This window comes from Mycobacterium sp. URHB0044 (assembly GCF_000620625.1).
Taxonomy (GTDB): Bacteria; Actinomycetota; Actinomycetes; order Mycobacteriales; family Mycobacteriaceae; genus Mycobacterium.
Genome location: NZ_JIAW01000024.1, coordinates 41,590 through 67,649, shown reverse-complemented (window position 1 = coordinate 67,649; position 26,060 = coordinate 41,590). Strand labels below are relative to the sequence as shown.

The 26,060-nt window shown below is 67.5% G+C and carries 27 protein-coding genes; 15 read left to right on the top strand and 12 right to left on the bottom strand.

Translation table 11 applies throughout. The features are described from left to right. The first annotated feature begins 88 nt into the window (after nt 1–88). The 9 genes from N536_RS0131745 (at nt 89) to N536_RS0131705 (ending at nt 11,129) form a co-directional block, all read left to right on the top strand. Entirely contained in the window at nt 89–1,345 is a 1,257-nt protein-coding gene (locus N536_RS0131745; RefSeq protein WP_029117299.1) for an ammonium transporter, read from the top strand. A gap of 107 nt (nt 1,346–1,452) precedes the next feature. Then, nucleotides 1,453–2,772, top strand: a complete 1,320-nt coding sequence (gene glnT / locus N536_RS0131740; protein WP_029117298.1) for a type III glutamate--ammonia ligase — start codon at nt 1,453–1,455, stop codon at nt 2,770–2,772. Between the two features lie 69 nt (nt 2,773–2,841). Further along, the gene (locus N536_RS0131735; RefSeq protein WP_029117297.1) at nt 2,842–3,738 is read left to right on the top strand and encodes a glutamine amidotransferase; all 897 of its coding nucleotides are present in this window, start codon (nt 2,842–2,844) and stop codon (nt 3,736–3,738) included. Continuing rightward, nucleotides 3,726–4,412 carry a protein glxC gene (locus N536_RS0131730; protein ID WP_029117296.1) on the top strand — a complete coding sequence of 229 codons (687 nt, stop codon included), beginning with the start codon at nt 3,726–3,728 and terminating at the stop codon, nt 4,410–4,412. The genes N536_RS0131735 and N536_RS0131730 overlap by 13 nt, the downstream gene beginning before the upstream one ends. Then, the gene (locus tag N536_RS0131725; RefSeq protein ID WP_029117295.1) at nt 4,412–5,764 is read left to right on the top strand and encodes an FMN-binding glutamate synthase family protein; all 1,353 of its coding nucleotides are present in this window, start codon (nt 4,412–4,414) and stop codon (nt 5,762–5,764) included. The genes N536_RS0131730 and N536_RS0131725 overlap by 1 nt, the downstream gene beginning before the upstream one ends. Continuing rightward, nucleotides 5,761–6,972, top strand: a complete 1,212-nt coding sequence (locus tag N536_RS0131720) for an FAD-binding oxidoreductase (protein WP_036438304.1) — start codon at nt 5,761–5,763, stop codon at nt 6,970–6,972. The genes N536_RS0131725 and N536_RS0131720 overlap by 4 nt, the downstream gene beginning before the upstream one ends. Nucleotides 6,973–6,997: 25 nt before the next feature. After that, on the top strand, nt 6,998–7,645 hold the full coding sequence (locus tag N536_RS0131715; RefSeq protein WP_029117293.1) for an XRE family transcriptional regulator: 648 nt from the start codon (nt 6,998–7,000) through the stop codon (nt 7,643–7,645). 122 nt (nt 7,646–7,767) lie between these two features. After that, the gene (locus N536_RS43665; protein WP_081809467.1) at nt 7,768–9,282 is read left to right on the top strand and encodes an N-acetylmuramoyl-L-alanine amidase; all 1,515 of its coding nucleotides are present in this window, start codon (nt 7,768–7,770) and stop codon (nt 9,280–9,282) included. A 191-nt stretch (nt 9,283–9,473) separates the two neighbouring features. Further along, nucleotides 9,474–11,129, top strand: coding sequence for a CHAT domain-containing protein (locus tag N536_RS0131705; RefSeq protein WP_029117292.1), 1,656 nt, complete (start codon nt 9,474–9,476; stop codon nt 11,127–11,129). A 6-nt stretch (nt 11,130–11,135) separates the two neighbouring features. Here N536_RS0131705 and N536_RS0131700 read toward each other — a convergent pair whose 3' ends face one another. The 4 genes from N536_RS0131700 to N536_RS0131685 form a co-directional block, all read right to left on the bottom strand. After that, nucleotides 11,136–12,017 (bottom strand): caspase family protein, encoded by an 882-nt coding sequence (locus N536_RS0131700; protein WP_036438301.1) that lies wholly within the window; start codon nt 12,015–12,017, stop codon nt 11,136–11,138. Between the two features lie 26 nt (nt 12,018–12,043). Further along, complete coding sequence (locus N536_RS40015) at nt 12,044–12,937, bottom strand: caspase family protein (RefSeq protein WP_051574897.1); 894 nt, start codon at nt 12,935–12,937, stop codon at nt 12,044–12,046. Between the two features lie 28 nt (nt 12,938–12,965). After that, a complete protein-coding gene (locus N536_RS40010) occupies nt 12,966–13,826 on the bottom strand; it encodes a DNA/RNA non-specific endonuclease (protein WP_051574896.1) in 861 nt (286 codons plus the stop codon). 89 nt (nt 13,827–13,915) lie between these two features. Next, nucleotides 13,916–14,938 (bottom strand): hypothetical protein, encoded by a 1,023-nt coding sequence (locus tag N536_RS0131685; RefSeq protein WP_029117290.1) that lies wholly within the window; start codon nt 14,936–14,938, stop codon nt 13,916–13,918. A gap of 147 nt (nt 14,939–15,085) precedes the next feature. On the opposite strand from N536_RS0131685, the gene leuA reads away from it, so the two are divergent. After that, on the top strand, nt 15,086–16,966 hold the full coding sequence (gene leuA, locus N536_RS0131680) for a 2-isopropylmalate synthase (protein WP_051574901.1): 1,881 nt from the start codon (nt 15,086–15,088) through the stop codon (nt 16,964–16,966). 203 nt (nt 16,967–17,169) lie between these two features. Here the strand turns inward: leuA and N536_RS0131675 are convergent, their stop codons facing one another. After that, nucleotides 17,170–17,538: a VOC family protein gene (locus N536_RS0131675; protein ID WP_029117288.1), complete on the bottom strand. Its 369-nt coding sequence runs from the start codon at nt 17,536–17,538 to the stop codon at nt 17,170–17,172. A gap of 61 nt (nt 17,539–17,599) precedes the next feature. On the opposite strand from N536_RS0131675, the gene N536_RS0131670 reads away from it, so the two are divergent. Further along, nucleotides 17,600–18,058 (top strand): MarR family winged helix-turn-helix transcriptional regulator, encoded by a 459-nt coding sequence (locus N536_RS0131670; protein WP_029117287.1) that lies wholly within the window; start codon nt 17,600–17,602, stop codon nt 18,056–18,058. Here the strand turns inward: N536_RS0131670 and N536_RS0131665 are convergent, their stop codons facing one another. The 3 genes from N536_RS0131665 to N536_RS0131655 are packed head-to-tail and all read right to left on the bottom strand — an operon-like array spanning nt 18,059 to nt 19,752. Beyond that, the gene (locus N536_RS0131665; protein ID WP_029117286.1) at nt 18,059–18,643 is read right to left on the bottom strand and encodes a TetR/AcrR family transcriptional regulator; all 585 of its coding nucleotides are present in this window, start codon (nt 18,641–18,643) and stop codon (nt 18,059–18,061) included. Further along, a complete protein-coding gene (locus N536_RS0131660) occupies nt 18,643–19,089 on the bottom strand; it encodes a hypothetical protein (protein ID WP_036438299.1) in 447 nt (148 codons plus the stop codon). The genes N536_RS0131665 and N536_RS0131660 overlap by 1 nt, the downstream gene beginning before the upstream one ends. Before the next feature lie 30 nt (nt 19,090–19,119). Further along, nucleotides 19,120–19,752, bottom strand: a complete 633-nt coding sequence (locus N536_RS0131655) for a class I SAM-dependent methyltransferase (protein ID WP_029117284.1) — start codon at nt 19,750–19,752, stop codon at nt 19,120–19,122. Between the two features lie 72 nt (nt 19,753–19,824). Here N536_RS0131655 and N536_RS0131650 point away from each other — a divergent pair, with 72 nt between their 5' ends. After that, the gene (locus tag N536_RS0131650; protein ID WP_029117283.1) at nt 19,825–20,670 is read left to right on the top strand and encodes an AraC family transcriptional regulator; all 846 of its coding nucleotides are present in this window, start codon (nt 19,825–19,827) and stop codon (nt 20,668–20,670) included. On the opposite strand, the gene N536_RS0131645 is transcribed toward N536_RS0131650, so the two are convergent. After that, complete coding sequence (locus tag N536_RS0131645) at nt 20,667–21,656, bottom strand: DEDDh family exonuclease (RefSeq protein WP_029117282.1); 990 nt, start codon at nt 21,654–21,656, stop codon at nt 20,667–20,669. The two genes, N536_RS0131650 and N536_RS0131645, sit on opposite strands and share 4 nt — an antisense overlap. Nucleotides 21,657–21,744: 88 nt before the next feature. On the opposite strand from N536_RS0131645, the gene N536_RS0131640 reads away from it, so the two are divergent. From N536_RS0131640 to N536_RS0131630, 3 genes are all read left to right on the top strand, one after another. Then, nucleotides 21,745–22,965 carry a Mur ligase family protein gene (locus N536_RS0131640; protein ID WP_029117281.1) on the top strand — a complete coding sequence of 407 codons (1,221 nt, stop codon included), beginning with the start codon at nt 21,745–21,747 and terminating at the stop codon, nt 22,963–22,965. Further along, complete coding sequence (locus N536_RS0131635) at nt 22,962–23,669, top strand: type 1 glutamine amidotransferase (protein WP_029117280.1); 708 nt, start codon at nt 22,962–22,964, stop codon at nt 23,667–23,669. The genes N536_RS0131640 and N536_RS0131635 overlap by 4 nt, the downstream gene beginning before the upstream one ends. A gap of 82 nt (nt 23,670–23,751) precedes the next feature. After that, nucleotides 23,752–24,588: a hypothetical protein gene (locus tag N536_RS0131630; protein ID WP_029117279.1), complete on the top strand. Its 837-nt coding sequence runs from the start codon at nt 23,752–23,754 to the stop codon at nt 24,586–24,588. 87 nt (nt 24,589–24,675) lie between these two features. Here N536_RS0131630 and N536_RS0131625 read toward each other — a convergent pair whose 3' ends face one another. From N536_RS0131625 to N536_RS0131615, 3 genes are read right to left on the bottom strand one after another with little or no spacing between them, the layout of a single operon-like run. Further along, nucleotides 24,676–25,074 carry a hypothetical protein gene (locus N536_RS0131625; protein WP_029117278.1) on the bottom strand — a complete coding sequence of 133 codons (399 nt, stop codon included), beginning with the start codon at nt 25,072–25,074 and terminating at the stop codon, nt 24,676–24,678. A gap of 25 nt (nt 25,075–25,099) precedes the next feature. Continuing rightward, entirely contained in the window at nt 25,100–25,711 is a 612-nt protein-coding gene (recR, locus tag N536_RS0131620) for a recombination mediator RecR (RefSeq protein ID WP_029117277.1), read from the bottom strand. 1 nt (nt 25,712) lies between these two features. Further along, the gene (locus tag N536_RS0131615; RefSeq protein ID WP_029117276.1) at nt 25,713–26,045 is read right to left on the bottom strand and encodes a YbaB/EbfC family nucleoid-associated protein; all 333 of its coding nucleotides are present in this window, start codon (nt 26,043–26,045) and stop codon (nt 25,713–25,715) included. Nucleotides 26,046–26,060 lie beyond the last annotated feature (15 nt).

Below are 26,060 nucleotides of genomic sequence, written 5' to 3'. Positions count from 1 at the left end.
GATACCGTCCACGTAACCGAAACATCGGTTACTGCGAGTGAACGGCCTGTGGGGGCCGCATCACTCCAGGAGAAATTTGATGGACGTAGTGGACACAGGCACCACAGCCTTCATGCTGTGTTGCATCATCGGCCTCACGCTGATGATTCCAGGGCTTGCGCTGTTCTACGGCGGCATGGTCTCGGTCAAGAGCTCGACCAACATGATGATGATGACGTTCGGCGCTGCCGCTATCGTCGGCGTCCTCTGGGTGCTCTTCGGCTTCTCGATGACGTTCGGCACCACCATGGGCGGCTTCGTCGGGAGCATCACCGAGTTCATGGGCATGAAGGATCTGCTGGAGTCGCAGACCACCATCTCGGGTCTTCCCGTGAGCCTCTTCGCGTTGTTCCAGGCGCTGTTCGCGGCGATCACGGTCGCCCTGATCTCGGGCGCGGCAGCGGACCGGATGAAGTTCGCGTCGTGGATGGTCTTCGCCACCCTCTGGGCGGTGCTGGTGTACTTCCCGGTCGCCCACTGGGTGTTCGCGTTCGACGGCGTCGCGACCAAGGACTCGGTCGGCGGCTGGATTGCCAACAGCCTCAAGGCGATTGACTTCGCCGGTGGTACCGCCGTGCACATCAACGCCGGTGCTGCGGCGCTGGCCGTCGCCATCGTGCTCGGCAAGTCGGCGTCCTGGGGGCAGCTGCGCAAGCCGCACAACGTGCCGCTGACCCTGCTCGGCGCCGGCCTGCTGTGGGCCGGCTGGTACGCGTTCAACGGCGGATCGGCACTGGCCGCGGGCAACTCGGCGGCGATCGTCATGGTGACCACGTTCGTGGCCACCTGCGCCGCGACGCTGGCCTGGCTCGCCGTCGAGAAGATCAAGGACGGCCACGTCACCGGTGTCGGTGCGGCCGCAGGTGCCATCACCGGCCTGGTCGCCATTACCCCCGCGTGTGGTGCGGTCACCCCGGTCGGCGCCATCATCCTCGGCCTGATCGCCGGTGCGATCTGCCCGTTCGCGGTGGGGCTGAAGGAGCGGTTCGGCTACGACGACTCGCTCGACGTCGTCGGCGTCCACCTCGTCGGCGGTGTCATCGGCACCCTGCTGATCGGGCTCCTGGCCAGCGAGAGCATGCCCAACAAGACCAACGGGCTGTTCTACGGCGGTGGGTTCGACCAGCTGTGGCGGCAGGCGGTGGCCGCAGGCGCGGTCATGGCGTACTCGTTCGTGGTCGCGTTCATCATCGCCTTCGCCATCAAGAAGACGATGGGCATCCGCGTGGCTCCCGAGGACGAGGAAAGCGGCATCGACGCCAAGTTGCACCGCGACGCGGCGTACGAACTCGCGACAACCAACTAAGAGCAGATCCCGGCCGACGCGGTTCGCCCGCGTCGGCCGGGATTTCTCGGCGCGCGGTTCGTTTCATAGCGTGATACTTTGATTCCTAACAAGAGACAAGGACTCGGATGACCACTGACCTCGCGACACTCGCCGAACAAGCGGGCACCAAGTTCATCCTCGCGTTGTTCGTGGACCTGCGAGGCAAGCCATGCGCGAAGCTGGTGCCGGTCGAGGCCGTCGAGCTGCTCGCGACCGAGGGCGTCGGATTCGCCGGGTACGCCGTCGGCGCCATGGGCCAGGAGCCCAAGGATCCGGACCTCATGGCGATCCCCGACGCCGCGTCCTTCACCCCGATCCCCTTCATCAAGGAGGGGCTGGCCATCGTGCACTGCGACCCGCACGTCGAGGGCAAGCCGTGGCCGTATGCGCCACGCATCATCCTCAAGTCGCTGATCCAGCGCGCCGCCGACGCCGGCTTCGAGCCGTGGGTGGGCGCCGAGGTCGAGTACTTCCTGCTCACCCGCAACGCCGACGGCAGCCTCGCCACCGCAGACACCGCCGACACGGCCGCGCAGCCCTGTTACGACGCCCGCGGCGTCACGCGGATGTACGACCACCTGACCACGATCTCGTCGGCGATGAACCGGCTCGGCTGGTCCAACTACGCCAACGATCACGAGGACGGCAACGGGCAGTTCGAACAGAACTTCCAATTCTCCGACGCGCTGACCACCGCCGACCGGGTGGTGACGCTGCGCTACCTGCTGTCGATGATCGCCGCGGAGCGCGGCATGATCGCCACGTTCATGCCCAAGCCGTTCGCCGACCGCACCGGCAGCGGACTGCACCTGCACCTGTCGCTCACCAGCGGCGGCACCCCGGTCTTCCAGACCGACGGTGGCGAAACCGACGATCGCGGTCTCGGCCTGTCCCCGACGGCGTATTCGTTCATCGGGGGCATCCTCGACCATGCGTGCGCGCTGCAGGCCGTTATCGCGCCAACGGTCAACTCCTACAAGCGAACCGGCGCGCTGACCACCGCGTCCGGCGCATCATGGGCGCCGAGGCAGCCCAGCTACGGCGGCAACGATCGCACGCACTACATCCGCGTGCCCGACGACCAACGCGTCGAATTGCGGGGTGGCGACGGCTCGGCAAACCCCTACCTTGCGATTGCCGCGGCCCTCGGCGCGGGCATCGACGGCATCAAGCGCAGCGTCGACCCCGGCGCGGTGGGCTCCGTCGCCGAGAATCGCCCCGCACTGCCGCCCACGCTGCTGCACGCGGTGGACGAGCTGGAGGGCGATCCGCTGATCACCGGCGTGCTCGACGCGGCCGGGGAGGGCGTGGCGAGCTACTTCGCAGGCATCAAGCGCGAGGAGTTCTTTGCCTACCACGGCTCGGTCGGCGAGTGGGAGATCGAGCAGTACCTGACCGCTTTTTAGCCATTTGTGGAGTTTGATCGGCGGTGCGCGCGGCTCAAACTCCACAAATCACAGACGAGAGGACAAGCGATGTGCGGCATCGTGGGACTACACCTGCGCACACCCGACCTGTATCCACGGCTGGGTGAACTGCTCACCGGGATGCTGTGTGAGATGTCCAACCGCGGCAGCGACTCCGCAGGGGTCGCCATATACGGCGACCCCGTGTGGACCCCGCCAGGCCAGGGTTGCGTATCACTGCTCGACGTTGGTGACGACACCGAATCCGTCTGCGCGGCAGTCGGTTCCGCGCTCGGCTCCGATGTATCGGTACGGATGGTTGGTGACACCTATCTGCTGACGACCGACGCCGGCTCCGAGTCGCTGCTCGCCGCAGCCAGGACTGCTTTCCCGGACGCGTTGGTGGCCGGCTTCGGCGCCGACCTGGCCGTGCTCAAGGGCGTCGGCGACCCCGCCACGCTGACGCGGTCGTGGGGCCTGGCCACCGCGCAGGGCTGGCAGGGCGTCGGGCACACCAGGATGGCCACCGAGTCGGCGGTCACCCCGTCGGGCGCGCACCCGTACGCGGTCGGACCCGAGCAGTGCCTGGTGCACAACGGCTCGTTCGCCAACCACGCCACCATCCGGCGCGAATTGATCGCCAGCGGTGTGCATTTCGACAGCGAGAACGACACCGAGGTCGGGGCACGGTTCGTCGCACGCCGGCTGGCCGAGGGTCGCGACGTGGAGACCGCACTGAAGGAACTGTGTGCCACGTTCGACGGCTTCTACACGCTGCTGGTGTCCAACCGCGACTCGTTCGCCGTCGTGCGCGACGCGATCGCGTGCAAACCCGCGGTGATCGCCGAGACCGAGGACTGGGTGGCGATGGGCAGCGAGTACCGCGCGCTTTCCGGCCTACCCGGCGTCGAGAACGCCGCCATCTGGGAGCCCGAGCCGGAGGTCGTGTACGCATGGACACGTTGACCAGCTACGACCTCGCCAAAACAGCTCTGCGCGAGGTCAATTCAGCCCTGCACGTTCCCGGCCTGGCCGGTGACTTCGTCATCGAGAACCCCGCAGGCGCCCACAACGTGGCCGTCGGCCTGGACGCCGAGGTCAAGGTCACCGTCGTCGGCCACGTCGGGTATTACGCCGCAGGCATGAACCAGCGCGCCGACATCACCATCGAGGGCAACGCAGGCACCGGGGTCGCGGAGAACATGATGAGCGGCACGGTATGGGTGAAGGGCAACGCCTCCCAGTCCGCGGGCGCCACCGCTCACGGCGGACTGCTAGTGATCGAGGGCAATGCCGCTGCCCGATGCGGCATTTCGATGAAGGGCGTCGACATCGTCGTCGGCGGCGACGTCGGGCACATGAGTGCGTTCATGGCACAGGCGGGCAGGCTGGTCGTGCGCGGCGACGCCGGCGACGCGCTCGGCGACTCGATCTACGAAGCACGCATCTACGTGCGCGGCGAAACCGCGTCGTTGGGCGCCGACTGCGTGGCCAAGGAGATGCGTCCCGAGCATCACGAAGAGCTGGGCCGGCTGTTGAAGGCTGCGGGGTACGAGGACGACGACACCCACGCCTACACCCGCTACGGCTCCGCGCGCAGCCTCTACCACTTCCACGTCGACAACGCATCGAGCTACTGATGACCGAAACCTCCGACGCCAGGGCACGATTGGGCCTGCGCGAATCCGCCACCTTCGACCGGACCACCATCGCCGCGATTCAGCGGGCCGCCGAGACGGGCATCTACGACATCCGGGGCTGGGGCGCCAAACGCCCACTGCCGCACTTCGACGACCTGCTGTTCCTCGGCGCGTCGATGTCGCGGTATCCACTCGAGGGCTACCGCGAACGGTGCGACACCGACGTGGTACTCGGCGACCGCAACGCGAAACACCCCTTGCACCTCGACATTCCGGTGACCATTGCGGGCATGTCGTTCGGCGCGCTGTCCGGGCCCGCCAAGGAGGCCCTCGGCCGCGGCGCCAGCGAGGTCGGCACGTCCACCACCACGGGCGACGGCGGTATGACGCCCGAGGAGCGGGGGCAGAGCAAGCACCTGGTCTACCAGTATCTACCGTCGCGCTACGGCATGAACCCCGACGACCTCCGCAGGGCCGACGCCATCGAGATCGTGCTCGGGCAGGGCGCCAAGCCGGGCGGCGGCGGAATGTTGCTGGGCCAGAAGATCTCCGAACGCGTCGCGGGCATGCGCACCCTGCCGCAGGGCATCGACCAGCGTTCCGCGTGCAGGCATCCGGACTGGACCGGACCCGACGACCTCACCATCAAGATCAACGAGCTGCGCGAGATCACCGACTGGGAGAAGCCGATCTACGTCAAGGTCGGTGCCACCCGCACCTACTACGACGTCAAGCTCGCCGTGCACGCCGGCGCGGACGTCGTCGTGGTCGACGGCATGCAGGGCGGCACCGCCGCCACCCAGGACGTGTTCATCGAGCACGTCGGCATCCCGACGCTTGCCGCGGTGCCGCAGGCGGTTCGAGCGCTTTCCGAACTGGGCGTACACCGCAGCGGCGGCGCCGGGCGAGAAGTGCAGCTCATCGTGTCGGGCGGCATCCGCAGCGGTGCCGACGTCGCCAAGGCGCTCGCGCTCGGCGCGGACGCCGTCGCCATCGGCACGGCCGCACTGATCGCGCTCGGGGACAACCACCCGCGCTACGCCGCCGAGTACGAAAAGCTCGGCAGCGCAGCAGGTTTCTTCGACGACTTCCAGGACGGCAAGGACCCCGCGGGCATCAGCACGCAGGACCCCGAGCTGGCGAGCCGGTTCGATCCGGTCGAGGGCGGTCGGCGGCTGGCCAACTACCTGCGGGTGTTGACGATGGAGGCGCAGACCATCGCCAGGGCGTGCGGCAAGGCGCACGTGCGGCACCTCGAACCCGAGGACTTGGTCGCCGTCACGATCGAGGCCGCGGCGATGGCGCGGGTCCCGCTGGCGGGCACCGACTGGATCCCGGGATCTCGTCCATGAGTAACGAGACCGCCGACGTCGTCATCGTCGGCGGCGGCATCGAGGGCGCCGCCGCGGCATGGGCCTTGGCCCAGCGCGGTGTCACCGACGTCGTCGTCGTCGAACGCAACACCGTCGGATCGGGGATGACCGGCAAGTCCAGCGGCATCGTCCGGTGCCACTACGGCGTGAGCTCGCTGGCGGCGATGGCCACCACCGCGCTGGAGGTGTTCGAGAAGCCGCAGGAGTTCCTGGGGGAACACGCCGCCGACATCGGCTTCCGGCAGACGGGCTACGTGGTCGGGGTCGGCGAACCCAACGTCGACGCACTGCGCAAGAGCGTTGCCGCGCAACGCGCCGTCGGCGTGCAGACCGAGGAGATCGACGCCGCCGAGGTGGCCGAGCTGTGGCCGTTCGCCGACCTGTCGCCGTTCGCGGCGTTCGCGTGGGAGGCCCGCGGCGGATACGGCGACGCCTACCAAACCGCACAGGCGTTCGCCGTGTCCGCACGGGCTGCGGGGGTGCGGATCCGCCAGGGCGCCGCGATGACGGATCTGCTGCTCGACGGTGACCGGGCGAGCGGCGTGCGGCTGGCCGACGGCACCGAGGTGTCGGCGGGCACCGTGGTGGTCGCCACCGGCGTGTGGACGCGAGAGCTGTTGGCGCGCCATGGGATCGACGTCCCGATCCGGGTGGTGCGCGAGCAGATCGTGCTGATCTCCCCCGGCGTGGACATCGGCCCCGTGCCGGTGTTCTCCGATCTGGTGTCGCTGCAGTACATCCGGCCGGAGCCCGGCGGCGCGCAGGAGAACACCGTGCTGTTCGGCAACAGCGACCTGTCGCACTGTCAGGTGGCAGACCCCGACGACTACCTCAACCGCGCCACCGAGTCGTTCATCGACCTCACCGTCGACCGCGTCGGCACCCGCTTCCCCGGCTTCACCGACGCCGCCATCACCGGGAGCTACGCCGGCTGCTACGACGTCACCCCCGACTGGAACCCGGTGATCTCCCGCACCGGGATCGATGGCCTCCTGGTGGCCGCGGGGTTCAGCGGCCACGGCTTCAAGATCGCGCCCGCGGTGGGCAGGCTGGTCGCCGATCTGGTGGTCGACGGCCACAGCTGCGACCCGCGCATCCCGGAGACCGACTTCAGGTTGGCGCGCTTCGCCGAGGACGACCTGTTGAGGTCGCCGTACCCGTATGTCGGCGCGGGCGAGATGCGCTAGCCGCCGGAGAGGGAAGACTGTTCACGTGACCGACGATGGGCTGCTCCGCAACAAGTCCGGCACCGCGCGCGAACGCGATCCGGGTGAGCCCGTCGACGAGCTGGAGTTCGAGGCCGCGATCGGGCGCAACGTGCGTCAACTACGCCTGCAGCACGGGCTCACGGTGGCCGAGACCGCGGCCCGCGTCGGCATCTCGAAGGCGATGATGTCGAAGATCGAGAATGCCCAGACCTCCTGCAGCCTGTCCACGCTGGCGCTGCTGGCGAAGGGTTTCGACGTCCCGGTGACCAGCCTGTTCCGCGGCTCTGACGTCGAGCGGCCCGCGGCGTTCGTCAAGGCGGGCACCGGTGCGCGCATCGTCCGCAACGGCACCCGCGAGGGCCACGAGTATCAGCTGCTGGGCTCACTGCGCGGTGAGCACAAGCGCCTCGAGTGCCTCGAGGTGACGTTGACGGAGAAGAGCAAGACCTATCCGCTGTTCCAGCACCCCGGCACCGAATTCATCTACATGCTCGAAGGCGTCATGGAGTACAGCCACAGTCGTTCGGTGTACCGGCTGCACCCGGGCGACTCCCTGCAACTCGACGGTGAGGGCGCGCACGGTCCGGTGGATCTGATCGAACTTCCGATCCGGTTCCTGTCGGTGGTCGCGTTCCCCGACTCGCAGGTCTAGCACCCGCGCCCCTGCCGAAAAGCAGGTAGCCGACTACGCGCGTTCTGCGCGCGCTCCCTCGATAGCGTCCATTTCGCTACAGCCCTTGGACGGGGGACGGCCATGGCCCACAGGAGGATTCAATGAGTACGAGGAACTTCAAGAGATTCGACGATGCACCGTTGCGTACGCGCGAGCAGATCGCGCGTGAGGTGCATGCCGTGTCGCTGCGGCGTGGGCTCGACGAGCTCGCCACCGTCATCGCGCTGATGACCATTTCGACCGAGGTCGGCGCCAACGACCGCAACGGTCAACGGCAGTGGTGGTGCCCCTTCAACCGCAAGGACCCGCAGTCCGAGCAGTTCCCGCACGACAGCGAGTCGGACGACGGCCTGTCCTCGGGCTACTTCCAACAACAGGTCTCGCGGCCCGGCGCACCAGGACGCCCATGGGGATGGGGTGGCCTGTTCGGTGACATCAACGGAAACCGCAGGCGGATGACGCTGGCCGAAAGCGCGGACATGTTCCTGGAGGCGCTATCCGACGACTACACCAGCGCCAAGGACAACCCGCGGCTGGCAGGCCAGTTCGCGCAGCGCGTGCAGGGCAGCGCGTTCGGAGACCGGTACGCGGGCAAGTGGGACGAAGCGTGGACGGTGCTGCGTCGAGCGCTCGCGGAGGGCCCCGTCCGGGCCGCGCGGGCACGCAAGGGAACCCATCGCGGGACGCACCGTGGCGATCCCACGTGGCTGGAGGAGACGCTGCGGCCCGTGTTGGGCGACCGGCTGAAGACCCTGGACGGCTGGCAGAACCGGGGCCACGGCGACTTCTTGGACATCCGCGGGGTCATGGTCCACCACACCGGCAATTCACGGGAGTCGGCCGAGTCGATCCGCAACGGCAGGCCGGACCTGGCCGGTCCGCTGGCGAACCTGCACATCGCACCGGACGGCACCGTGACCATCGTCGCCGTCGGCGTCTGTTGGCACGCGGGCAGGGGAAGTTACCCGTGGCTGCCGACCAACAACGCCAACTGGCACATGATCGGCATCGAATGTGCCTGGCCGACAATTCATCCCGACGGTACCTTCGACAAGCACGAGCAGTGGCCGGATGCGCAGATCATCTCGATGCGCGACACCTGCGCGGCGCTTGCGCTGCGGCTCGGGGTGAGCGCTGACAAGGTGATCGGCCACAAGGAATACGCCGCCATTCAGGGCAAGTGGGACCCGGGCAACATCGACATGAACTGGTTCCGCGGCGAGGTCGCCAAGGACATGCGTGGCGAGTTCAGGGACAAGGCACGGCGCCGGATGGTGCCACCGCCGGCAGCGGTCGTCGTCGATCCGTGCGACCTACGAGCGCCCGAGGAGCCCCGGTCCGATCGAGTTCTGTTGGAGGAGATCTGGACGGTGCTGCGCGGCCCGGGAGGCGACGGATGGCCACAGCTCGGCGGCAAGTCGCTCGTCGACTTCCTTTCCCTGCTTGCCGACGTGCCGCTGGATGCGGCAGTGGCCGCCGCACCTGGCAATGGGGCTCAGGCCGACAGGGCGCGCGCTGCGAAGGCACCGGCCAAGAAGTCGCCGGTGAAGAGGGCACCCGCAAAGAATGTGACGCCGGCGAAACGCTCGGCGACGAAGAAGAAGGTGCCCGCCTAGGAGCCACGTTGGTGGCTCGGGCCTGGTGCGGAACGGCGATCCGCACCAGGCCCTTCGGCGGATCACACCATCTGAAGAAAACTGAAGGAAGCGGCCAATTGCCGGAGGCGGCACGGCCAAGCGTGCGACGGTGGTGGTGGCGATCAACGTGACCGACGGGCATCGTCAAACGATCGACGAGGGGTAGCGCCATGGCCAGCGTGATCGAATTGGAGGTCACCGCCGCACCGGTGGAGGGCCAGTTCGTGGTCCGTGTCGTGCGCTCCGCCTCCGGCGAGGGCTCCACGGGGACAATGCAACTGGACCCCCAGACCTACGTCGCATCGAGGGACGCCTTGGAGACCGCGGTGCTGGCGTCGGCGGTGACGAACCGCAGGGTGCTCTCACCGGGCGAACGGCAACTGCGCACGGTCGGCCAGGAATTGTTCGATGCCCTCTTCAGCGGGCCGGTGGGCGAGGCGTACCGGAGCAGCGCCACGTCGGCCAATGCGGCTGGCGAACGGCTGCAGGTAGTGCTCCGGCTGGACGTCCCTGGCTTGGCCGCCATTCCGTGGGAATCGATGTACGACTCGCAGAACGGTGAATACATCGGGCTCGCCGAGCCGGTGATACGCCAGGTCCCTTCGACGCAGGCCGAACCACTCGCGATCGTCGCACCGCTGAAGGTGCTGGTGTTGGTCGCGTCTCCCGGGGGAATGTCGACCTTGGACGTCGAGGCCGAACGCCAGAAGCTGTCCCAGGCGCTTGCCGAACCGATGGCCGACGGCCGAATCGAGCTCAAGTGGCTGCTGCAGGCCACCTGGGATGCCGTACAGGACGAAATGCTCCACGGCACATGGCATGTGCTGCACTTCATCGGCCACGGCGATTACGATCAACGAGCCGATCAGGGTGTGATCGCCCTCGTGGGCGCCGACGGCGGCACGCACCTGGTGGACGCCGACCGGCTCGCGAGGCTGCTCAACGAGGCCAAGCAAACTCCCCAACTGGTGGTGTTGAATTCGTGCCAGTCCGGCAGGAGCGGCACGCAGGACCTGTTCTCGAGCACCGCGGCGACACTGGTGCGGCGGGGTATCAGCGCCGTGGCGGCGATGCAGTTCTCGATCAGCGACGACGGCGCCACCAGGTTCGCCCGCGGCCTGTACAGCGCGCTGGCACGTGGCCGCAGCATCGGCGATGCGATGGGAAGCGGACGCGTGGGCCTGCTGGGTACACCCGGTTCCCTGGAGTGGGTGACGCCGGTGCTGTACGTGCGTGGCGACACGTCCACGTTGTTCACCATCGCCCCAGCACCGACTCCGGCGGCCCACCCGCGCACGGGGCCAAACAAGAAAATGCTGGCCATCGCGGGTGGGCTCGCTGCTGCGGTGGTCGCGGTCGTCGTCATTCTGGTGGTCGTCCTCAGTTCGTCGAGTTCCACGCTCCCCACCGCCGGCCCGACGACCAGTTCGGCGGTCGCGTCGAGCACACCGACCACCACCTCCGACGTCGTCACGCCACCACCGAACGACCTCGACCCACTCATCCGGACACTCGCCGCTGCCGGCATAGACACCTCGTTGCCCGGCGGAAACGCCGAACTCGCAAGCTATCTCGCCAATTCCGAGTACACGCCATATCCGGCCGTCGCCAGTGCACTTCTCGACGCGATCGGCACCGACCAGCTACGCCGGCCGGTAGCCATCGACGCCATCGTCTTCGCGTACGAGGAGTTCGCAGGGGCGCCGCCGCCGAACCGGGCCGATCTGATGGACGTCGACCTGCTCAAGAAGTCGGTCGTGTCCGAATACACCAGTCGGTACGGCGGTCAGGTAGCCAGCTTCGAGTCGTTGTTGGTCAAGCGGTAGCGCGAATCAGACTGGTACGGCGGCATTTTCGTCGCTGAACGGCATCTGTGCCAGCATCGCCTTGACACCCTCGCCGTAATAGAAGATCTGCGGCTCCTGGTCCGAGTTCTCGATGGCGCCGAGGACCTCCAGCTGGAGGTCTTTGTAGCCCTTGCGATAGTCGCGGCCGTTCTTCTCCCAGACCTGCAGGAACGCGTAGGTGAACGCACCGTTGCCCGGGCCGTCCATGGACGTCTGCTCGTCCCTGCATCCGGAGATCAGGACCACCTTTGCGGGAACGTCGGCGTCAGGGAGCTGTTTCGGTGCCCACCAGCCTTGTTGGGCCTTGTAGGCCTGCTGGTTCTTCTCGTACTCGGCGGTGGTGAACTCCAGCGGAGCTCGTTTCGACTTGGGTCCGGGTTGATTGTCCACGAATGCGCGCCGTTCCTCCCTGGCGGCGATCCGCTGGATGCCTGGTCCGCGGCGGGCGACGGTTTCGCTGTGGCAACTGTCCGACATGATGAAGATCCGAACGCCCTTCTTGAACGTGCACAGGGCACCGTAGAGGGAGTCGTCGACCAGTTCGGTGTCGTAGAGACACCATGTCTCGTCGTAGCCGTCGATTTCATCACCGTTTTGATCGGGCACCTGTCCGCCGTGTCCGGAGTAGGTGAGGAACAAGAAGTCGCCGTCTTCGAGCTGAGAGGCGTACTCGTTGAGCTTGTCCCTCACTGCACCGACGGTGGCCTGGTCGTCGATGAGCTGTTCGGCTGTGAAGCCCCGGCTTTCGGCGATCTCCTTCATGGCATCGGCATCGTTGATGCAGCCCGACAGTGCACCGTCCCACCCGCCGTACTGGTCGGGGTCGACGCGGTTCAAACCGATGTGCAGCGACTTGCGTGTACTCATGATCTCTCCCTGGTGTTGGTGGATGGTCAATCGACTTGCGGCAGATTGTCGTTCGGAAAAATGCCCCTGAATCCCGTGGGGATCAGCGGCGCGGCGCGGTCATCGCTCAGCGGGATCTGCGGCAGCATGCCTGCCACGTCAACGCCGTAGCAGAAGATGCCGGGCGTCTGGTCCGGACTGTCGACGGCGGCGACGATGTCGTCTCTGAGTTCCCGGTAGCTCTTGCGGTATTCGCTGTTCCACACCTGGAGGAACGCGGCGGTGAAGACGCCGTGCTCCGGCCCGTCCAGTGACGTCTGGCGATCTTGGCAGCCGGAGATCAGCACCACGTTGGCATCGGCATCCCGTGGCACGACGTGGCGTGGTTCCCACCATGTGCTCTGCGCCGCATACACATCGCGGTTCTTGGTGAACTCTGCGGAGGTGGCTTCGTGCGGGGCCAACTTCGGCTTGTAGCCCGGCCGTTGCGCCGGCCGCAGCCGGCGTAGCAGAGCGCGGGTGACGGTTTCACTGTGACAACTGTCGGACATGACGAAGACCCGGACGCCGCGCTTGAACGTGCACAGCGCGCCGAAGAGCGAGTCGTCGACGAGTTCGGTGTCGTACAAACACCACGTCTCGTCGACCTTGTCGGGTTCGTCGCCGCTGACGTCGGTGATCTGTCCGCCATGACCCGAGTAGGTCAGGAAGAAGAAGTCACCAGCGTCGAGCTGGGCGGAGGCGTCGTCGAGACGGTCGCGGACGGCACCGATGGTGGCCTCGTCGTCGACCAACAGTTCGGGCGCGAAGCCGCGGCTGAGCGCAACGTCGCGCATGGCGATCGCATCGTTCACGCATCCCGACAAGGCACCGTCCCAACCGCCGTACTGGCCGGGATCGACCTTGTTCAGGCCGATGTGAAGTGACCGGCGTCTGGTCATGTCCCATCCCCTTCGATGGATGTGGGTGTCACCACGCGATGTCGGCGGCGCGGCGCACGGCTCGCGGCTCGACCCGCCCACGCGTCGCGGGACGCCCGCGGTGCTGAAGCTCGCGCAGCACCGGGTCGAACTCGACCCTCGCCTTCTCGGCGACCTCCTCGACGGTCTTCTCCACGGTCACGAACTCGGCGAACGGGTCGCGCGCCTTCAGACCGTCCAACGATTGGGTGACGATGAACGCGCGCGTCCGGATTTCGCCGTCCCGCTGGTAGACGAACACCTTCCAGAATTCGATGGGAATCCGAACCATCCCTCGATAGTCGGGATCGGATTCGGACAGGAAGGGTCCGCCCAGCACGGCGACCCTCGAGTTGTCGTCGTCGACGTGTTCGAGCAACGCGTTCTCGAGACGCCCCCACACACCGTGACGGGCCGACTGGTTGAAGTTGTCCATCTGCGGAGTGATGTTGGTGAAGTAGAAGGAGTCGGCGTTGGCGCGTACCGCCTCGTCGTGGTCGCCCCACAACAGATCGGCGCGCCGGGCGACGTGACCGCGGTCCAGGCGGTTGTCCTTGTAGACGTCGTCTGCGACTTGCAGGTTCTCGTCGATGCGGTCGTCAGTGGTGAATTCGAGGTCGTCGCGCCCGATCGGGTCGGCGGTTCCGGGGCCTCGAAGCGTTGACCCGTCGATGTTCCACGCCACCCAACGGCAGAGTCGCCGGCTCTTGCTGAGCTCCAGCGAGAAGTGCGTGTAGTGGACGACGGGCGACCCGTCCACGAGTACGGCGTCGCTGGCGTCGACGCCCGCGGGCACCTCGATGCGCTGCCCGACGAAGGCGGCGTCATAGCCCGTCCGCTGGCCCAATGAATCGTCGTGAGTGGTTGTCATCGTCTCCCCCGCGTTGTCGGCGTCCTGGGGATATGGTCCCGCTGTCGCGGTGACCGATCATGCGTAATCGACTACTCGAATGTCCGCGGTCAGGCGTAGAACTTCGCCGAGGCCGCAGCCACGTCGATCGCGGCGTCACAACGCCCTGGGCCCGCGGCGACCACCACCGCCGGACGGATCACCACGTCGCCGGTGGGGATCGAGGAGCCACCGACGAACTTGCGTCGCAATGCCGGGCCGACGAACGTCGCGGCCGTGCAACTGCCCTGGTCGACGAACACTTCCACCCCGTCGCGGTCGAGGCGCGTCCGGGTTTCGGTGGCCATGTCGTAGCTCTGCGGTTCCAGCGACACCCGAAGCGGCGCGGCATCGAAGCCGATGCGTTGCAGCACGAAGTCGCACTCGTATGGGCGCGAGTGTTCGACGTCCCAATACCCGACCTGGCCGTCCAATGCCGAGAGGACGTGACAAGGGTCGTGCTCGGCGACCTCGGCGGGGTAGACGGCCACCGCGTCGCGCAGTGGCACGCGCAGCGCCGCCAACCGCGGTGCGACCGCCTGCACCAGCCGCTGGACGAACTCGCAGTTGCCGTCGGCGATGAGACCGATCCGCACGAATGGCCGGTCCGCGCCACGAGCGGGCGGCGCACCGGGCAGTCGGGAGAGCTCGAGCGGCACCAGGTAGTCACAGGAGCCGGGATCCGCGTCGTACACCGGCAGGCCTGCGGCCCGAAAGACGACCGGCTGGCCGTCGACGTGGGTCCGAGTCAGCTCGACGCTGACGTAGCGGCGATCGGTCTCCCCGGGCACCTTGACGTCGACGTCACACTCATCGAACGCGAATAGCGTTCCTACGGAGCCGATTTCGCCGATCTTCACGAGATCGTCGTGCGTCAGCAGACCGCACGGATCGATGCGGCGCAGCGCGCGCAGGTACGCCAGCCCGTCGACGTCATCGGAGCTGACCGGCTGGCCGTACGTGGCGACGGCGCCTGCGAAGAAGGATGCCGGGTCCACGTCGCGCGATCCGGGCCGCGCGGCGCCGTCGACCGACTCGGCGCAGCCCGTGACGAGCGCCGCAACGACCAGGAGGCCGAACACCAGCCTGCGCACGCGGTTAGTCTGGCATAGCCGCCCGTCAGCCCAAGTTTTGGGCGCGGCGGGCCCGCGGAGTACAGTCACCCATGTGCAGCGGATGCTCCTCCTCGGACGCCGCGACGGGGTCTGATCCAGACTGGCCTCCCGTCGCGGGTGTTCACGATGCGCCGGTCTGAAGTAAATCCAGACGAATCCGGAGCCAGAACCGTGAACAACCCGAACCCCCATTCCATCGACGCTTATACGTCGGTACGCACCATCAGCACCCCGTCGGGTGCGCCGAATCCCGGCCAGCCCGCGTGGAACACCCAACGCGCCTCGCAGATGCCGGTCAGCCGGTATCGCACCTTCGCCGAAGAGGTCCCGGGCGGGAGCCCGGCATCGAGTGCAGCGCCGGTTCCGTTCGATCGCACCTGGCCCGACCGGGTCGTCGAGAATGCACCGATGTGGTGTGCGGTGGACCTGCGGGACGGCAACCAGGCACTGATCGACCCCATGAGCCCGGAACGCAAGCGTCGCATGTTCGACCTGCTGGTCCGCATGGGCTACAAGGAGATCGAGGTCGGCTTCCCGTCGGCCAGCCAAACCGACTTCGACTTCGTCCGGGAGATCATCACCCAGGGCGCCATCCCCGACGACGTGACGATCCAGGTGCTGACCCAGTGCCGGCCGGAGCTGATCGAGCGGACGTTCGAGGCCTGCGCCGGCGCGCCGAAGGCCATCGTGCACTTCTACAACTCGACGTCGATCCTGCAGCGTCGGGTGGTGTTCCGCGCCGACCGCGCGGCCGTCAAGGCCATCGCCACCGAGGGCGCCCGGCTGTGCGTCGAGCATGCCGCGCGCCACCCCGACACGCAGTGGCGCTTCGAGTACTCGCCCGAGTCGTACACGGGCACCGAACTGGAGTACGCCAAGGAGGTGTGCGACGCGGTCTCGGAGATCGTCGGGGCCACCCCCGAGGCGCCGCTGATCGTCAACCTGCCCGCTACCGTCGAGATGGCCACGCCGAACGTGTACGCCGACTCGATCGAGTGGATGAGCCGCAACCTGGCCCGCCGCGACTCGATCATCCTGAGCTTGCATCCGCACAATGACCGCGGAACCGCCGTCGCCGCAGCGGAATTGGGCTACCAGGCCGGCGCCGACCGCATCGAGGGCTGCCTGTTCGGCAACGGTGAGCGCACCGGAAACGTGTGCCTGGTGACGTTGGGGCTCAATCTGTTCAGCCGCGGCGTCGACCCGCAGATCGACTTCTCCAACATCGACGAGATCCGCCGCACCGTCGAGTACTGCAACCAACTGCCGGTCCACGAGCGGCACCCCTACGGCGGCGACCTGGTGTACACGGCGTTCTCGGGCAGTCACCAGGACGCGATCAACAAGGGCCTGGACGCCATGAAGGTCAGCGCCGATGAGGCCGACGCGGACGTGGACGACATCCTGTGGCAGGTGCCGTATCTGCCCATCGACCCGAAGGACGTCGGCCGCACCTACGAGGCCGTGATCCGGGTGAACTCGCAGTCCGGCAAGGGCGGCGTGGCCTACATCATGAAGGCCGATCACGGGTTGGTGCTGCCGCGCCGGCTGCAGATCGAGTTCAGCCAGGTGGTGCAGAAGATCACCGACGGTGAGGGCGGCGAGGTGTCCCCGAAGGAGATGTGGGATGTCTTCGCCGACGAATACTTGGCGCCGATCCGGCCGCTGGAACGGATCCGGCAGAAGGTCGACGCCGCCGAGGTGGACGGCGGAACGGACACCATCACCGCGACCGTGAAGGTCGACGGAGTGGAGACCGAGATCAGCGGTGCGGGCAACGGTCCGCTCGCCGCGTTCGTCGACGCCTTGGGCAACATCGGATACGACGTGTCCGTGCTGGACTACTCCGAGCACGCGATGTCGTCGGGCGAGGGCGCGCAGGCCGCGGCGTACGTCGAGGCCTCCGTCGGCGGGCAGACGGTGTGGGGCGTTGGCATCGCGACGTCCATCACCACGGCGTCGCTGCGGGCAGTTGTCTCCGCCGTCAACCGCGCCGCGCGCGGATAGCCGACGCGCGCGTCGTCCACGGCGTCGTCCACGGCGGCCGCACCCGCCCCCGGATCGTGGGACCCCGATTGCCCACCTTCGAGCGACTTTTCGACGTTGCCGCGATAGTGCCGCGCGAAAGTCGCTCGAAGGTGGGCATTTTCACCGTCGTCCCAGCCCAAGGACTGGTGGGCCGTGGACCGCGGGTGCGGGGCCTCGGCCGATCATGCGCGGTCGTGAAGCGTGACCTGGTAGCCGTCGGGGTCGGCGAAGGTGAACGTCCGACCGAAGGGGCCGTCAATCGGTGCGAAGACGATGGTGTGACCGTCGGCGACGAGCGCATCGTGAATGGCCTGGACGTCGGTGGCGTGCAGCCAGATCGCGGCACCGATGCCGGGCTGCGCAACTGATCCCAGATCGGTGCCGGGAATGACGTCGCGGAGTGCGAACGCAATCGGCTTCGTCTCGAAGACGACGGCGTGCGGAGGTCCGGCTGGCGAACGGACGAGGCCGAGGTACCGCTCGTAGAACTCCTGCGAAGCGTCGAGGTCGCGCGCTTGGAGCGAGATGAAGTCGGGTCCGGTGGCGGGCATGTGCTGCTCTTTCCTGTCGTGTCAGTTTTCTGACATGGCCAAGCTATGTCAGAATGCTGACATGAGTCAAGACGGTGTCGGCGTCGACCTGGAGACGTCACTCGGCTACGTGCTGAAGGAGGCGTCGAGCGCCCTGCGCGCAGCCATGGAGGAGGTGCTGCGGCCGCTCGGCATGAGCGTGACGCACTACTCCTGCCTCGAGCTGCTGGCGCAACGGCCGGGCCTGTCGAACTCCGAGCTCGCCCGGGGCGCCTTCGTGACACGACAGTCGATGAACGTGCTGCTCCAGGCGCTGGAACGAGATGGCTACGTGACCAGGCCTGCGGCCGCGCCCGTCGGGAAGGTGCTTCCCACCCGGCTGACGCCCCGCGGCCGACGGAGCCTGGAGAAGGCGTCCGCAGCGGTCCGGTCCGTCGAAGTCAGAATGCTGGCAGGCCTGACCGAGGCCGAGCAGTCACGCGCGTTCCGGATCCTGCAGAGCATGATCCATTCCCTGCGCGACGGCGCCAACGCTGAATAGCTAGCCAAGAACGGCCTTCAACAGCCGGGCGATGACGCCCGCGGCGTCGTGGGCGCCCGGCTGGCCATCGGTGAAGGTGAGGTTGCTGTAGGCCAGACCGTTGAGCAGTCGGGCGAGCTCGCCGACCTGTCCTTCGGTCGGCTCCAGGCCTGCGGACTGCAGAATCACCGCGGCGGATTTCATTGCGGCAGCCTGGATCTCGCCCAGAGATGGGCGTAATTCCTGGCGGCGGACGCCTTCGTTGAACAACTCATACCGTGCCAATTGTCGGCGGCGCTGCGCCGGATCGGTATCCGTGACCATCCGGGTCATCAACGCCGCCAAGGTGTCTCGGGTCAGCGTGCCCTGGTTTTGCGTCAAGCCTTCCTGCAGCAGCCCGACGTACTGCCATTGCAGATCGGCCACGCGGCCCGTTGTCGCCTCCAGCAGCGCCATCCGGGTGCGGAAGTAGTTCGACGTGGTGCCCGCGGGATGGCCCGCACGGTCGTCGACGGCCCGGTGGGTCAACCCGCCGATGCCGACGTCGCCGAGGATCTCGATCGCGGCGTCGAGAAGCTGGACGCGTCGCTGCGGATTCGGCGGCATCAGTCCTCGAACCGCACCCGGGACAGCACGATCAAGAAGGCCGGGTACACCAGACAGAGCAGCAGATAGCTCAGCCAATGCCCGGCCATGTGCACGTAGAAGCCGACGTCGCGCAGCACGAAGGCGACGTACAGGTGCAGCGGAACGCTGAGCGAGATGTACGCCAGCGATGCGGTGATCACGATGCGGTGCGGCCGGTTGACGAACACCATGCGCCGATAACTCAGGATGCCGCTGATGGACGCATAGGTCATGGGCATCATCAGCAGCACGTCCGTCGTCGGCGTGACCGCGTATTGCAGCGTGAGGTCGTCTCCGAAGATCACCCGGTAGAGGTGCATGCCGAAGCCGATGACGATCGTCAGCATCGCCGCTTCGCGAAAGAAGTAACCCCTTCGGCGGTAGGTGGCCCGCCAATTGTGTACTACGTCTGTAGTGGTTGCCATGTGCCGACGGTATCACTACAGACGTAGTGGTTACAAGGGTCGGATGCCGCGCACGTAGCTCACCGGTCCGAACAGGCGAATTCGGCGCGATCCGAGGACGGCGCTCTCGAACCCGCCGGCGCGGAGCAGACCCTGGATGACGGAGCCGTTGCGCGCTGCAGCTCCGTGGTGGCCCGTGACGTCGGCGACGTGGATGCTGCCGCCCGGCCGCAGCACCCGGAACGACTCCGCGATCGCCGCCGCCTTCACGTCGTCGTCGAGATGGTGCAGCATCATCGACGACAGCACGCGGTCGAACGAGCCGTCGGCGTACGGCAGCTCCTGCGCGTAGCCCTGATCGAACTGGACGCCCGCCGCTCGACCGGCCTTGCGGCGCGCCCGCGCCAACGCCCGCGGATCGGGGTCGAATCCGGTCAGCCGCACGCCGGGATGGGCGCGTTTCGCTTTCATCGTGAGATTTCCCGTACCGCAACCGATTTCGAGTACCTTGGCACCGTCGAAGAGTTCGGCCTGCGCGACGAGCGCGTCGTAGACCGGACGCATGCCAAGCACGCGCGTCAGCAGGTCATAGCTCGGCAGCAGGAAGTCCAGCCCCGCAGCGGGCAGATAGTCGTGGCGGTTGCCCAGCGATCGTGTCACCGAGGTTGGATGATCTTTGGTCATGACCTCATCATCCACGCGAAACTACCTGGTGAATTGGGTGATATTCGGCAATAGTGGGACTATCTTCGGCTCATGACACCGTCGGCCCGCCTGGTCCGTCATCGCGACGGAATCCCCGTCTACGACTATCCGACGGACCCGGCGACCCCGCCGGTGTCGATGATCAGGCTGCACCACGGCGATCTCCCCGAGAAGCGCCGCCACATCCACGAGTTTCCGATTCTCGTCTACCAGGTGGACGTCGGATCGATCTCCGTGGTCGCGGCCGGAGAGACGATCGATCCCGCCTGGGCGGATGAGCGCGCACGCGGCGTCGCCATACTCTTCGATCCCGCGGCCCTGGACGAGGGCACGCGTTCGCCGTGGCCGACGTGGCGGAGCCATCCGCTGTTGTTCCCGTTTCTGCACGAACGCTCGGGAGGCCTGCTGACTCTGCGAGTACCGGACCAGCGAAAGAGTTTCTGGGACAACATGATCGACTCCATGGAGGTCGAACTGAGAGATCGCAGGGACGGTTACCGGCAAGCGGCGCTCGCGCATCTGACCCTGCTGCTGATCGACGTCGCGCGCATGACCGACGACGTGGTCGGCGACCTGCGCCGCAGCGGTGAGCCCCTCATCGCCGACGTCTTCGCGGTGATCGATCGCCGTATCGCCCAGCCACTCTCACTCAGGGATGTCGCACGCGAGCTCGGGCTGACCCCTGGGCACCTCACCACCGTCGTCCGCCGCCGGACGGGGCGCACCGTGCAGGAGTGGATCAACGAGCGCCGCATGGCCGACGCCCGAGCATTGTTGAGCACCACCGATCTGCCGATCTCGGAGGTCGCCCGGCGCGTCGGCATCGCGGACGCGGGGTACTTCGCGCGGCAGTTCCGCACCACCCACGGCGTCTCACCGCGGAGCTGGCGCGCTTAGAACAAGGTGAACTGGTCGCCGCTGAGGGTTGCATCGGCGAATTGCTCGAGCCCCGTGCCGCCGACCACGGAATCCAACAGGGACATGAAGTCGGCGTCGCGGACCAAAGGGATCCCCAACTCATTGGCCTGATAGCCGCGGCCTTGTTCGGGCTTCGGCTCGTCGCAGATCACCAGGGACGTCTGCTGATCGACCGCCTCGGTGTAGGCGAGGCCGGCGTGCAGGATGCGCTCGATGATCTCTTCGTAGGTGTGCTTGACCTCGCTGGACAAGGCCACCGCCATGCCCTGCACGAGCGGCCGGCCCGCGGTGAACCGACCGGGATTCTGATACGGGCACGGCAGCCGCGCCGCGACCATCTTCAGCGGCCGCAGCTCCTCGTGGGTGACCTGCCCGTTCGGCCAGGTGCGGCGCACGACCGGGCGCACCGGCAACCAGGCCTTGCGATCGTGGGCTCCGGCCAGCGCGGGCTTGAGGATCTGCGCGAGCACCAGGGCATCGTCGAGCGCGTCGTGCGGGCGCATCTGCGTGACGCCCCAATGCGCGGCCAGCGTCTCCAACCGCAGGTTCTCGACGCCAAGGTCGAGGCGGCGCGCCAGCTCCACCGTGCACATCACGGTGTCGACCGGCAGTTGGGCGCCGACGAGCTCGGCCTCAGCAGTCAGAAACGAGTAGTCGAACCCCACGTTGTGCGCCACCAGGGTGCGGCCCTGCAGGACGGCGTTGAGCGGCTCGACGATCTCGGCGAACGTCGGCTGCCCCTCCAACATCTCGGTGGTCAGACCATGCACGTGCGTGGGCCCCGGGTCGACACCGGGATTCAGCAGGCTGGAGAAGCTGTCCTCGACATTGCCGTCGTCGCCGAGGGCCAGCGCGGCGACGCTGACGATGCGAGCCTGCCCCGGGCGGAAACCCGACGTCTCGACGTCGACGACCGCCCAGCCCGCACCGGGCTCGGTCACCGGTCGGCCCCAGGAGCTGCTCACGTTTCGAGAATGGCACGGTCCTCCGACAAGCCAGGACCAGCGACGCCGCGTGTCGCCTACCTACTTTTGCGCTCCTAGACTGCCTGGGATGGTTACCACCCGTGGACGCATGGCGCTTGGCGCCGGATCCGCCGCGCGTTGGGCGTCGCGGGTCACGGGCCGCGGCGCAGGCGCGATGATCGGCGGCCTGGTGGCGATGACGCTCGACAAATCGCTGTTGCGCCAGCTGGGCGAAGGCAAGTGCTCCGTCGTCGTGACCGGCACCAACGGCAAGTCGACCACCACCCGGATGACCGCGGCGGCACTGGCCACCATCGGGCCCGTCGCCACCAACGCCGAGGGCGCCAACATGGACGCCGGACTGGTCGCGGCGCTGGCGGGCGCGCGCCGCGCGGAGCTGGCGGCGCTGGAAGTCGACGAGATGCACGTCCCCCACGTCGCCGACGCGGTCGACCCGGCGGTGATCGTGCTGCTGAATCTGTCCCGCGATCAGTTGGACCGGGTGGGTGAGATCAACCACATCGAACGCACGCTGCGCGGCGGGCTGGCCAGGCATCCCGACGCCGTGGTGGTGGCCAACTGCGACGACGTGCTGATGACCTCGGCGGCCTACGACAGCCCGCGCGTTGTGTGGGTGGCTGCGGGCGGCGGCTGGGCCAACGACTCGGTGAGCTGCCCACGCAGTGGCGAGATCATCGTGCGCGACGGCGCCGACTGGTATTCGACGGGTACCGATTTCAAGCGGCCAAGCCCGCAGTGGTGGTTCGACGATTCGCACGTCTACGGCCCGGATGGGCTGACGCTGCCCATGACGCTGGCGCTGCCCGGCACCGTCAACCGCGGCAATGCCACCCAGGCCGTTGCGGCTGCCGTCGCGCTTGGCGCAGATCCCGCCGCCGCCGTCGCCGCGGTGTCGGGCGTCGACGAGGTCGCCGGCCGCTACAAGACGGTGCAACTCGGCGCGCACACCGCACGCGTGCTGCTCGCCAAGAATCCGGCGGGCTGGCAGGAGGCGCTGTCGATGGTGGACAAGCAGAGCGCGGGCGTGGTGATCGCCGTCAACGGGCAGGTGCCCGACGGCGAGGACCTGTCCTGGTTGTGGGACGTCCGCTTCGAGCATTTCGAAGGAACGGCTGTGGTGGCAGCCGGTGAGCGCGGTACCGATCTGGCGGTACGGCTGGGCTACGCAGGCGTCGAGCACACCCTGGTGCACGACACCCTGAAAGCGATCGCGTCGTGCCCGCCAGGACACGTCGAGGTGATCGCCAACTACACCGCGTTCCTGCAACTGAATCGGCGGATCTCGTGACGGTGCGGATCGGGCTGGTGCTGCCCGACGTGATGGGCACCTACGGCGACGGCGGCAACGCGGTCGTGCTGCGACAACGGTTGCGGCTGCGCGGGATTGACGCGGAGATCGTCGAAATCACCTTGGCCGACCCGGTTCCCGACTCGCTGGACTTCTACACGCTCGGCGGCGCAGAGGACTACGCGCAGCGGCTGGCCACCCAGCACCTGATCCAGTACCCCGGCCTGCAGCGCGCAGCCGAGCGTGGCGCGCCGGTGCTCGCCATCTGCGCGGCCATCCAGGTACTCGGGCACTGGTACGAGACGTCGTCGGGTGAGCGCGTGGAGGGGGTCGGCATGCTCGACGTCACCACGTCGCCGCAGCCGAAGCGGACCATCGGCGAGGTGGTGTCGCAGCCGCTGCTGCCCGGCCTGACCCAGCGGCTCACCGGCTTCGAAAACCACCGCGGTGGAACGGTTCTCGGGCCGTCGGCCGAACCGCTGGCGCGGGTGGTGTCCGGAGCGGGCAACCGCGACGGCGACGGGTTCGACGGCGCGGTGCAGGGCAGCGTGGTCGCCACGTATCTGCACGGGCCGTGTCTGGCCCGCAATCCCGAGCTGGCCGACCTGCTGCTGTCCCGCGTCGTCGGTGACCTGGCTCCGCTGGAGTTGGGCGAGGTCGACCAGTTGCGGCAAGAACGGCTTGCCGCGCCCCGCCGGGCCTAGTCCCTCCGCGAGATTGCACTGACGCAACGGATCTCCCGCTTCAATCTCGCGTGGTGTCGGACCCGGGTGGCAGGTTCATGCCATGCGGACGGCAGTCTTCGTGGGCAGCGAGTCGGGGCTCACCCGGTACGAACTGGCGCGCCATCACCAACGGCTGCTGCCCGATGTGTACGTGCCGAAACCGTGGAACCCGACGCTGCGCGACCGAACGGTGGCGGCATGGCTGTGGTCCAAGCGCCGCGCCGTCGTCGCGGGTGCAGCAGCGGCGGCGCTGCACGGCGCCGACTGGGTCGACGCCACCGAGCCCATCGAGCTCATCTGGAACAACGGCCGTCCGCCGGCCGGGGTGATCGTCAGGAACGACGCGATCGCCGACGACGAGATCACCAAGGTGGCGGGCATCCCGGTGACGACGCGGACGCGGACGGCGTTCGACTTGGGCAGACGGCTGAACCGGGGCGACGCCGTCGCGCGCCTCGATGCGCTCAAGCGCGCGACGGCCTACCACGACGCCGACGTCCTGGCGCTGATCGAGCGGTATCCCGGATCGCGGGGCCTCAAGTCCCTGAGGAATGTGCTGCCACTGGTCGATCGGGGCGCCGAGTCGCCGCGCGAAACCTGGCTGCGACTGCTGCTCGTCGACGCCGGTTTACCGCAGCCCACCAGCCAGGTCCGCGTCTTCGATGGCCAATCGCTGATCAAGGTGCTCGACCTGGGATGGGAGGACTACCTCGTCGGCGCAGAGTACGACGGTGACCATCACCGGACCGATCGCAGGGTGTACGCCAAGGACGTACGCGGCAAGCGAAAGGTCGCGCGGATGGGCTGGAACGTCACCTACGTGATCAAGGAGGACCGCCCGAACGAAGTCGTCCGCAGCGTTCGTGACGCGCTGGTGGCCCGTGGCTGGCGACCTTGACTCCACGAGATTGGATCCACGCAACAAAAGTGCGAGTGATTAGTTGCGTGAGTTCAATTTCGCGGAATGGGGCGGGGAAGCCGGGCGCTACAGCCCTAGGTCGCGCAGGAACTCCGGCTTGTAGGCCTCGAGGATGACGTAGCTCGGGTCGGGAACGGGTACGTCGGGCGCATCGTCGGTGACCGCGCCGCCGCAGACCGGGTCGTCCCACTCCTGCGCGTCCGGATTCCAGCGCGCGATCGAGGACTCGGCGCTGACGTGGTCCTCGGCCACCAGCGTCCGGAAGGTGCGTTCCGCCTCCTGCGCGTCGCCGAGGGTGTGCGTGTAGAGCAGTATCCGATTGCCGTCGCGCGTGATCGTCACCCGGCTGCCGAGCCGCTTGCGTGCGTCGTCGTCGAGGTCGAGCGTGCGCAGCCGCTCCCAGAACGACAGGCCGTGCTCCTCGCTGCCGAGTTCGACTTCGACCCTGAATTCTTCGTCCGGCATGAGCGTCACCCTAGAACACGCCGAATCAAGCCATGGCCCGCCGGCCGGACAACGCGCGGCCCAGCGTCAGCTCGTCGGCGAACTCCAGGTCGCCGCCCATGGGCAGGCCCGACGCGATCCGCGTCACGGTGAGCCCCGGGATGTCGCGCAGCATCCGCACCAGATACGTCGCGGTGGCCTCGCCCTCGGTGTTGGGGTCGGTGGCGATGATGACCTCGGCGACGTCGACGCCGTCGACGCGCTCGCCGATCCGGTTGAGCAGCTCACGGATGCGCAGCTGCTCGGGGCCGATGCCGGACAACGGATCCAGCGCCCCGCCCAGCACGTGGTAGCGGCCGCGGAACTCCCGGGTGCGCTCGACGGCCTGCACGTCGCGTGGCTCTTCGACGACGCACACCAGCGACGCGTCGCGCCGCGGATCCGAACAGATCCGGCAGCGGTCCTCGTCGGAGACGTTGCCGCACACGTCGCAGAACTTGACGCCGTCGCGGACCTTGCCGAGCACGGCGGTCAGGCGGTCGATGTCCGGCGGCTCGACCGACAGCAAGTGAAAGGCGATGCGCTGCGCGCTCTTCGGTCCGATCCCGGGCAGCTTGCCCAGTTCGTCGATGAGATCCTGGACCGGCCCCTCGAACAAGTCAGACCCCCGGTATGCCCAGGCCGCCCAGCCCGCCAGCAAGCGGACCTAGCCTGCTCTGGGCGAGGATGGTGACCTGTTTGGATGCGTCGGCCAGCGCGCCGACGATGAGGTCCTGCAGCGTCTCGATGTCTTCGGGGTCGACGACCTTGGGGTCGATCGCGACGGCGATCACCTCGCCGCTGCCCTTCATCGTGATCTGGACCAGCCCGCCGCCGGCCTGCCCGTGCACCTCGGAGTTGGCGAGCGCCTCCTGCGCCTCCATCAACTGCTGCTGCACCTGCTGGGCCTGAGCCAGAAGCGCCGACATGTCGGGCTGTTGACCGGGTTGCATGTCGTGTCCCTTTGC